2 rRNA genes are annotated in these 3,432 nt (G+C 57.8%); both read left to right on the forward strand.

Annotation, left to right across the window (positions count from 1 at the left end):
* Positions 1-51 precede the first annotated feature (51 nt).
* Positions 52-3,180: ribosomal RNA gene (locus ACIBM5_RS47020) — 23S ribosomal RNA — on the forward strand.
* A 127-nt stretch (positions 3,181-3,307) separates the two neighbouring features.
* Positions 3,308-3,424, forward strand: a 5S ribosomal RNA gene (rrf, locus tag ACIBM5_RS47025).
* Positions 3,425-3,432: the final 8 nt, after the last annotated feature.

Consider the following 3,432-nt stretch of genomic DNA (forward strand, 5'->3'; position numbering starts at 1 on the left):
CGTGGGAATCGGTTGTTGTTTGAGAACTGCACAGTGGACGCGAGCATCTGTGGCCAAGTTGTTAAGGGCGCACGGTGGATGCCTAGGTACCAGGAACCGATGAAGGACGTGGGAGGCCGCGATAGGCCCCGGGGAGCTGTCAACCGAGCTGTGATCCGGGGGTGTCCGAATGGGGAAACCCGGCAGTCGTCATGGGCTGTCACCCGCACCTGAATATATAGGGTGTGTGGAGGGAACGCGGGGAAGTGAAACATCTCAGTACCCGCAGGAAGAGAAAACAACCGTGATTCCGAGAGTAGTGGCGAGCGAAATCGGATGAGGCTAAACCGTTCACGTGTGATACCCGGCAGGGGTTGCGTGATCGGGGTCGTGGGAGTGTGCTTGATCGGTCTGCCGGCCGGTCGGCGAGTCAGAAACCGTACATGTAGTCGAAGGACATGCGAAAGGTCCGGCGTAGAGGGTAAGACCCCCGTAGACGAAACATGTGCGGCTTGCTTGCGCATTTCCCAAGTAGCACGGGGCCCGAGAAATCCCGTGTGAATCCGGCGGGACCACCCGCTAAGCCTAAATATTCCCTGGTGACCGATAGCGGACTAGTACCGTGAGGGAAAGGTGAAAAGTACCCCGGGAGGGGAGTGAAATAGTACCTGAAACCGTGTGCCTACAAGCCGTGGGAGCGTCGTCATCCGCGTTTAGTCGTGGGTGGCCGTGACTGCGTGCCTTTTGAAGAATGAGCCTGCGAGTTTGCGGTGTGTGGCGAGGTTAACCCGTGTGGGGTAGCCGTAGCGAAAGCGAGTCCGAACAGGGCGATTGAGTCGCGCGCCCAAGACCCGAAGCGGAGTGATCTAGCCATGGGCAGGGTGAAGCGCGGGTAAGACCGTGTGGAGGCCCGAACCCACCAGGGTTGAAAACCTGGGGGATGACCTGTGGTTAGGGGTGAAAGGCCAATCAAACTCCGTGATAGCTGGTTCTCCCCGAAATGCATTTAGGTGCAGCGTCGTGTGTTTCTTGCCGGAGGTAGAGCACTGGATTGTTGATGGGCCTCACCAGGTTACTGAGATAAGCCAAACTCCGAATGCCGGTAAGTGAGAGCGCGGCAGTGAGACTGCGGGGGATAAGCTCCGTGGTCGAGAGGGAAACAGCCCAGAGCACCGACTAAGGCCCCCAAGCGTGCGCTAAGTGGGAAAGGATGTGGAGTCGCAGAGACAACCAGGAGGTTGGCTTAGAAGCAGCCACCCTTGAAAGAGTGCGTAATAGCTCACTGGTCAAGTGATTCCGCGCCGATAATGTAGCGGGGCTCAAGCGCACCGCCGAAGTCGTGTCATTCGTACATACAGCCAAGCCTTCGTGGTTCAGGCGTACGGATGGGTAGGGGAGCGTCGTGCAGCGAGTGAAGTCGCGGTGGAAACCAGTGGTGGACGCTGCACGAGTGAGAATGCAGGCATGAGTAGCGAATCACACGTGAGAAACGTGTGCGCCGGATGACCAAGGGTTCCTGGGGCAGGCTAATCCGCCCAGGGTAAGTCGGGACCTAAGGCGAGGCCGACAGGCGTAGTCGATGGACAACGGGTTGATATTCCCGTACCCGCTACGATGCGCCAGCGCTGAACCTCGTGATGTTAAGGCCGTGAAGCCGCCGGGATCCTTCGGGTGAACGGTTTTGGTGGAGCCGCCGAACCAATCGGGTAGTAGGTGAGCGATGGGGTGACGCAGGAAGGTAGTCCAGCCCGGGCGGTGGTAGTCCCGGGGTAAGGGTGTAGGGCGTTGTGTAGGCAAATCCGCACAACACGAGCCTGAGACCTGATGCCGACCCGATTGTGGGGAAGTGGATGATCCTATGCTGCCGAGAAAAGCCTCTAGCGAGTGTCGTGGCGGCCCGTACCCCAAACCGACTCAGGTGGTCAGGTAGAGAATACTAAGGCGTTCGGGTGAACTGTGGTTAAGGAACTCGGCAAAATGCCCCCGTAACTTCGGGAGAAGGGGGGCCATTGTTGGTGAGGAGACTTGCTCTCCGAGCTGGTGGTGGCCGCAGAGACCAGCGAGAAGCGACTGTTTACTAAAAACACAGGTCCGTGCGAAGTCGTAAGACGATGTATACGGACTGACGCCTGCCCGGTGCTGGAACGTTAAGGGGACCGGTTAGCTCTTCGGGGCGAGGCTGAGAACTTAAGCGCCAGTAAACGGCGGTGGTAACTATAACCATCCTAAGGTAGCGAAATTCCTTGTCGGGTAAGTTCCGACCTGCACGAATGGCGTAACGACTTCTCGACTGTCTCAACCACAGGCCCGGTGAAATTGCACTACGAGTAAAGATGCTCGTTTCGCGCAGCAGGACGGAAAGACCCCGGGACCTTTACTATAGTTTGATATTGGTGTTCGGTTCGGCTTGTGTAGGATAGGTGGGAGACTTTGAAGCGGACACGCCAGTGTTCGTGGAGTCGTCGTTGAAATACCACTCTGGTCGTGCTGGATGTCTAACCTGGGTCCGTGATCCGGATCAGGGACAGTGTCTGATGGGTAGTTTAACTGGGGCGGTTGCCTCCTAAAGGGTAACGGAGGCGCCCAAAGGTTCCCTCATCCTGGTTGGCAATCAGGTGTCGAGTGTAAGTGCACAAGGGAGCTTGACTGTGAGACCGACAGGTCGAGCAGGTGCGAAAGCAGGGACTAGTGATCCGGCGGTGGCTTGTGGAAGCGCCGTCGCTCAACGGATAAAAGGTACCCCGGGGATAACAGGCTGATCTTCCCCAAGAGTCCATATCGACGGGATGGTTTGGCACCTCGATGTCGGCTCGTCGCATCCTGGGGCTGGAGTAGGTCCCAAGGGTTGGGCTGTTCGCCCATTAAAGCGGTACGCGAGCTGGGTTTAGAACGTCGTGAGACAGTTCGGTCCCTATCCGCTGTGCGCGTAGGAGTCTTGAGAAGGGCTGTCCCTAGTACGAGAGGACCGGGACGGACGAACCTCTGGTGTGCCAGTTGTTCTGCCAAGGGCATGGCTGGTTGGCTACGTTCGGGAGGGATAACCGCTGAAAGCATCTAAGCGGGAAGCTTGCTTCGAGATGAGGACTCCCACCAACTTCGGTTGGGTAAGGCCCCCGAGAGACGATCGGGTTGATAGGCCGGGTGTGGAAGCCCTGTAAGGGGTGGAGCTGACCGGTACTAATAGGCCGAGGACTTGTCCTCAGTTGCTACGCGTCCACTGTGTGGTTCCCGAACCGCAATCGGTTTCGGGGAACCCGTTTGATAATTGAATCACCGCATGTGATTTCTGGTTCACCGAACGACCCGTGATTGTCGGGTTCGATGGTTTTCCGGTGGTCTTGGCGGAGAGGAAACGCCCGGTCTCATTCCGAACCCGGAAGCTAAGCTCTCCAGCGCCGATGGTACTGCACTCGAAGGGGTGTGGGAGAGTAGGACGCCGCCGGAATCTACGTG

Origin of the sequence: Embleya sp. NPDC050493 (assembly GCF_044458105.1) — a bacterium.
Classification (GTDB): domain Bacteria; phylum Actinomycetota; class Actinomycetes; order Streptomycetales; family Streptomycetaceae; genus Embleya.